6 protein-coding genes and 1 pseudogene are annotated in these 5,578 nt (G+C 66.3%); 4 read left to right on the forward strand and 3 right to left on the reverse strand.

Annotated features, from left to right (window positions below):
• Positions 1-82: 82 nt before the first annotated feature.
• Together RMO40_RS03135 and RMO40_RS03140 are read right to left on the reverse strand one after the other, a co-directional pair.
• Entirely contained in the window at positions 83-742 is a 660-nt protein-coding gene (locus RMO40_RS03135) for a hypothetical protein (protein WP_309716198.1), read from the reverse strand.
• A 313-nt stretch (positions 743-1,055) separates the two neighbouring features.
• Positions 1,056-1,544: a M48 family metallopeptidase gene (locus RMO40_RS03140; RefSeq protein WP_309716203.1), complete on the reverse strand. Its 489-nt coding sequence runs from the start codon at positions 1,542-1,544 to the stop codon at positions 1,056-1,058.
• Between the two features lie 62 nt (positions 1,545-1,606).
• On the opposite strand from RMO40_RS03140, the gene RMO40_RS03145 reads away from it, so the two are divergent.
• The 4 genes from RMO40_RS03145 to RMO40_RS03160 all read left to right on the forward strand — a co-directional run bounded on the left by RMO40_RS03145 (position 1,607) and on the right by RMO40_RS03160 (position 5,134).
• Entirely contained in the window at positions 1,607-2,179 is a 573-nt protein-coding gene (locus RMO40_RS03145) for a DUF1415 family protein (protein ID WP_309716205.1), read from the forward strand.
• 15 nt (positions 2,180-2,194) lie between these two features.
• The gene (locus tag RMO40_RS03150) at positions 2,195-2,818 is read left to right on the forward strand and encodes a glutathione S-transferase N-terminal domain-containing protein (protein WP_309716208.1); all 624 of its coding nucleotides are present in this window, start codon (positions 2,195-2,197) and stop codon (positions 2,816-2,818) included.
• A gap of 61 nt (positions 2,819-2,879) precedes the next feature.
• Positions 2,880-3,236, forward strand: coding sequence for a DUF1304 domain-containing protein (locus RMO40_RS03155; RefSeq protein WP_309716214.1), 357 nt, complete (start codon positions 2,880-2,882; stop codon positions 3,234-3,236).
• Positions 3,237-3,328: 92 nt separating this feature from the next.
• Positions 3,329-5,134: an ATP-binding protein gene (locus RMO40_RS03160; protein ID WP_309716217.1), complete on the forward strand. Its 1,806-nt coding sequence runs from the start codon at positions 3,329-3,331 to the stop codon at positions 5,132-5,134.
• Between the two features lie 10 nt (positions 5,135-5,144).
• Here RMO40_RS03160 and RMO40_RS03165 read toward each other — a convergent pair.
• Positions 5,145-5,578: pseudogene (locus RMO40_RS03165) on the reverse strand (hypothetical protein); the annotation flags it as partial.

Here is a 5,578-nt window from a genome sequence, read left to right on the forward strand (position 1 = left end):
CCGTCGCTGTCCCCAAACGGCCCCAAAACTTTCCCAAATCGAGGGGCGCTGAACAGCAGTCGCTCGGCCAGTCTCTGCAGGGTCAACTCGGATCGTCCTGGCGGCTGCCTCGGCTGTGCAGTTGCAGCCCGAAGCCCGTGCTGCGCCAAGCCCAGGCCAGCGCGATGAAGAACACCGTGAAGATCGCGCCGGCCCACCATTCGGTGGCGTTCTCCAGCGCATCACTGGCTGTGGGTTCGGACCACCACAGCGGCAGCAGGAGATGGGCCAGCCCCAGTAGCGGCAGGAGCGCGCAGAGCGCCAGCAGTGCCGCGGCAATGCACCGTTCGAGCTTGCCGCCGCGGATCTGGCGCCGCATCTGATCGCTGACGACCAGCATGCCGATGCAGGTCAGGCCGAAGTAGAAGGCCACCCCATAGCGACGCATCCAGCGGTAGCCTTCGCCCTCGGTGCCAAGGAAGGTACCGTAGAGCACCAGAAACACACCCGCAGCAACACCCAGCGGCGGCAACGTGCGTAGCCAGCGGTTGGGCGCGGCGCCGAGCGTTTGCAGCCAACCCGGGCAAAGAAGCCAGCACATGGACTGGAGCACGGCGGCCGGCAGCAACAGTCCGCGGAACAGGATGTTCGGCAGATCGTGTCGCCCGGCGCGGCTGATCGACACACAGCCCTCGAAGAATGGATTGCACTCGGGCACCAATCCCAACTGGATCGACAAACGGTACGCGATGACGGTGGCCACAAGGGGCAACAGTCCCGCCAACAACGGCAGGAGCCAAAGCGCGCGCGCAGGACTCGTCGATGTACCGGTACTCATCTCACCGCATCCCCAGGTGCCGAAGTGGCGGCAATTGTGAGCCGCGCCGAGAGCGCTGCGACATCACGCCACCACAGGGAGGGGAACGTGCGCGAAAGCCAAGGACTGGATGTTCGCAAGCGGATCATCACGACAGGCGGCCCATGGCCGACTCCGGTCACGCATCCAACTCACTTTGTCGGCCACTCTGCCCGAGAAGCCGCCCGAGGCGCCGGGTTGCACAAAGACAGGCTCTCCCTCACAACTCCAACGCCGTGAGGTGCAGCCGCAGGTCGAACTCGTACTGGTGGTACTGCGGCTCCATGTGAGCGCACAGCTGGTAGAAGGCCTTGCCGTGATCGCGCTCCTTGAGGTGTGCGAGTTCATGCACCACGATCATCTTCAGGAACTCGGGCGGCGTGTCCTTGAACAGGCTGGCGACGCGGATCTCGCGCTTGGCCTTGAGCTGGTTGCCTTGCACACGCGAGACCGTGGTGTGCGTGCCCAGCGCGTGCTGCACGATCTTCAGCCTGTTGTCGAACACCACCTTGCTCAACGGCGCGGCGCTGCGCAGGTAGCGGCTCTTGAGCTCCATGGTGTAGTCGTACAGCGCGCGGTCGGTGCGCACCTCGTGCGTGTCGGCATAACGCTGCGCCAGCGTCTCGGCGAGGCGGCCCTGGTCGATGAGGGCTTGCGCCCGGGCGATCAGCTCGGGTGGGTAGCCGGCGAGGTATTTGAGCGTGGGCATGGGGGCCGATTGTCGCGGCAGGCTGTCATCATTCGGGTCTCCGCTTGAACGCCTGCCTCTCGATGACGCCCTCTGCCCACCAAGCCATTGCCGAAACCCGCGCCTGGGTCGAGCGCGCGGTGATCGGGCTCAACCTGTGCCCCTTCGCGAAAGCCGTGCACGGCAAGAACCAGGTGCGCTATGTGGTCAGCGAAGCCGAGACGCCCGAGGCCTTGCTGGCCGAGCTGGGCGATGAGATGAACCGGCTCGCGGCCACAGATCCGTCGCTGATCGACACCACCTTGCTGATCCACCCCCAGGTCTTGAACGACTTCCTGGACTTCAACGACTTTCTCGGTGCGGCCGACGGCCTGCTGGAGCAGCTGGGCCACGAGGGTGTTCTGCAGGTGGCGAGCTTTCACCCGCGCTTCCAGTTTGCCGGCACCGATGCCGACGACGTGACCAACGCCACCAACCAGTCGCCCTACCCCACGCTGCACCTGCTGCGCGAAGCCAGCATCGACCGCGCGGTGGCGGCCTTTCCCGAGGCCGAGGCGATCTTCGAGGCCAACATGCAAACGCTGGAGAAGCTGGGTGCCGACGGCTGGGCCGCGCTGCAGGCACAGTGCCAGGCCGACGCTTCCAAACCTGTCTGACGAGGAGAAACCACCATGCTTCAGATCCTGGGCAAGTCACCGTCGATCAATGTGCGCAAGGTGTTGTGGCTTTGTGCGGAGCTCAAGCTTCCCTATGAGCACGAGGAATGGGGCTTGGGCTTCAAGGCCACGCAGGCGCCCGAATTCCTGGCGATGAACCCCAACGCCATGGTGCCGGTCATTCGCGACGGCAACTTCGTGCTGTGGGAGTCGAACCCCATCTGCCGCTACCTCGCCGCCCGCGAACAGCGGCACGACCTGCTGCCCACCGAGCCGCAGGCGCGGGCGCGTGTCGAGCAGTGGATGGACTGGCAGGCGACCGAGCTCAACAACGCCTGGCGCTATGTGTTCATGTCGCTGGTGCGCAAAAGCCCGAATCACACCGACCAGGCCGCCGTCGAAGCCGGCATAGAGAGCTGGAACCACCACATGGGCATTCTGGAGCGCCAGCTGGCCCGCACCGGTGCCTACGCCGCGGGCGACAGCTTCACGCTGGCCGACATCGTGATCGGCCTGTCGACCCACCGCTGGGTGATGGTGCCGTTTGCCAAGCCGGACCTGCCAGAGGTGATGGCGTACTACGAGCGCCTGAGCGAGCGCGAGGGCTTTCGCCTGCACGGCCGCAACGGGCTGCCGTGATTCATCACGGCGCAGTAAGCTGACCCGCGGTCATAACAACAAACCCGAGGAGAACCGAACCATGCTGATTGCCTCCATCCTCATTGGCCTGGTGGCCGCGATTCATATCTACATCCTGGTGCTCGAGATGTTTCTGTGGGACACGCCCAAGGGCCGCAAGGTGTTTGGCACCACGCCCGAGTTCGCCACGCAGTCGAAAGTGCTGGCCGCCAACCAGGGGCTGTACAACGGTTTTCTGGCAGCCGGCCTGATCTGGAGCCTGATGCTGGGCGCCAGCGGGCGGCCGGTGGCACTGTTCTTCCTGGGCTGCGTGCTGGTCGCCGGTCTCTATGGCGCCGCCACGGCCACGCGCAAGATCCTCTATGTGCAGGCCCTGCCGGCGGCGGTGGCGATCGCGGCGGTGTTGTTCCTGAGTTAGCTGAGGTAACTTAGGGGGCGCCCTGCCCCGTGCAGCACGCACCAACGCGAGTACATTGCTCGCCAATGGCTGCCACCGTTCCATCGCCTGCCATGCGAGATGTCGCCCCTGACATCCAGGAGCGCGTTCGCGCCGCGCAAATGGGCATGATCTTCGAGCAGACCGCCGTGGCGGTGTTCGCTGCCACCGCGTTTGCCTTTGCGCTGGCCTTGCACCTGCGAGGCGTCGTCGCCGACCAGACCCTGCTGTGGTGGGTGGCGCTCAAGGTGGCGGTGGTGGTGCCACGCATCATCCACGGCCGCATGTTCCTGCGCCGCCAGAGCGACTCGCTGGCGTGGCTGCAATGGGGCAAGGCCATGCTGTTTCTCGACGGCCTGGTCTGGGGCGCCGCTGGCGTGTGGCTGATGCCCGCCGGCGACACCGCCACCATGACCATCGTGGTGGCCACGCTGGCCGGTGTGACCGCCATCGCGGCCTTTGTGCTGCACGCCGACTGGCCCTGCTGCATTGCCTACACCGCGCCGATGCAGCTGCCGGGCGCCGCGATGATGCTGTCGCGCGGCGACAGCTTCGGCGTGTACGGCGCGTTTTCCATCCTGGTGTTTTATGCGCTGCTGCTGCTGGCCACGCGCCGCTCGGAGCGGCACATCGTCGAGATGCTGACGCTGCGTTTCACCAACGAGGAACTGACCCGCCAGCTGTCGTCGGCACTCGATCTCGCGCGCCGCGAGAACCGCGCCAAGAACGAGTTCGTGGCCAACATGAGCCACGAGCTGCGCACGCCGCTGCACGGCATCCTGGGCATGTCGAGCATGCTGCTGGGGGGCACGCCGGTGAGCAACCCGACCGAGGGCCTGGCGGTGATACGCCGCTGCGGCGAGCACCTGCTGGGGCTGATCAACAACATCCTGGAGTACTCGCGTTTCGGTGCACAGGGCATCGACCTGCATCCGCAGCAGATCGACCTGGCCCAACTGGTCGAAGACACCATCGAGATGTGCACCCCCGGCGCGCTGGAAAAAGGCTTGTCGCTGACCAGCGCGCTCGACCTGCCGCGGCCTTGCCGGGTGCAGATGGACCCGTTCCGCCTGCGCCAGGTGCTGCTCAACCTGGTGGGCAATGCGGTCAAGTTCACCGAACGTGGCACGGTGCGTGTGCGCGTGACCGACACCAACGGCGGCAAGGGCGTGCTGATCCGCGTTGAAGACACCGGCGTGGGCATTTCGCCGACGGCGCTCGACCGCATCTTCGAGCCCTTCGTGCAGATCGACAGCTCCAACACCCGAAAATTCGGCGGCACCGGCCTGGGCCTGAGCATCACGCGCGCGATCTGCGAGGCCATGGGCGGCAACATCAGTTACCACAGCACCCTGGGCGTGGGCTCGACCTTCGAGGTGTCGCTGCCGCTGCAACGCCCGCGCGCGGCCAGCGTGCCGGCGACTTCGACCCCCAACTCAACCCCGACAACGCTGCCGCCATCGCGCCGCGCCGGCGCATTGAGCGGCTCGGTGCTGTTGGCCGAAGACAACGAGGTCAACGCCCTGGTAGCGGAAGCCTCGCTCACCCGACTGGGCGTGGCGGTGGAGCGTGTGGTCAACGGGCTGGGCGTGGTCGAGCGGGTGTGCCAGACCCACAGGGCACGGCCCGACCTCGTGTTGCTCGACTGCCAGATGCCCGAGATGGACGGCTTCGAGGCGGCCCGCCGCATCCGCGAGCACGAAGCCCTGCACGGCTTGCCTCGGCTCGCGCTGATCGCGCTCACGGCCAACGTTTTCCCCGAAGACCGCGAACAGTGCCGCGCCGCAGGCATGGACGACTTTCTGGCCAAGCCCTTCAGCAGCGAACAACTGCGCGAAAAGCTCGAGGCACACCTCGAGTCAGCTCCCGTCAGCTCCTAGGCTGCACACCTCAAGCGGCGCACGGCCAGGCGTCTGGCGCCATTGGGCGCAGGCCCGCCGACTGCGCCGCCCCCAGGGCCTCGAAGATGGCGATGTCGGGGTGGTAATCGCGAAACACGAAGTGGTAGTCGGGGTGGCAGCGCTCACGCGCCATCGCCTCGGAGGTGACGGTGTCTCGGAACAGCACGCGGTGCGGCAGGCCACCGGCGTGCAGCAGCGGGCACATGCGCTCGTCGCCAAACAGGTCGGTGAAACCCAGGTTTTCGTAGGTGCGCAACAGCGAGCGACGCGAGCCCGCCAGCACGCCCCCGATCTGCGTGGCGATGCAAAAGAGGTGGCTGGCCTTCACCAGCGCCAGCCGCACCGGCTGGTCGTAGCCCGGCATCACGCACAGGCGTGTGATCTCGGCCAGCAGCTGGCCGCGCCGCGCTGCGGGCAGCTCGA

Source organism: Rhizobacter sp. (genome assembly GCF_031412075.1).
Classification (GTDB): Bacteria; Pseudomonadota; Gammaproteobacteria; order Burkholderiales; family Burkholderiaceae_C; genus Rhizobacter.

Excerpts from the sequence above, each read along its gene's own strand:
- RMO40_RS03140 (WP_309716203.1), bottom strand. The coding sequence starts at position 1,544 with ATGCCCACGCTCAAATACCTCGCCGGCTACCCACCCGAGCTGATCGCC.
- RMO40_RS03145 (WP_309716205.1), top strand. The coding sequence starts at position 1,607 with ATGACGCCCTCTGCCCACCAAGCCATTGCCGAAACCCGCGCCTGGGTC.
- RMO40_RS03150 (WP_309716208.1), top strand. The coding sequence starts at position 2,195 with ATGCTTCAGATCCTGGGCAAGTCACCGTCGATCAATGTGCGCAAGGTG.
- RMO40_RS03155 (WP_309716214.1), top strand. The coding sequence starts at position 2,880 with ATGCTGATTGCCTCCATCCTCATTGGCCTGGTGGCCGCGATTCATATC.
- RMO40_RS03160 (WP_309716217.1), top strand. The coding sequence starts at position 3,329 with ATGCGAGATGTCGCCCCTGACATCCAGGAGCGCGTTCGCGCCGCGCAA.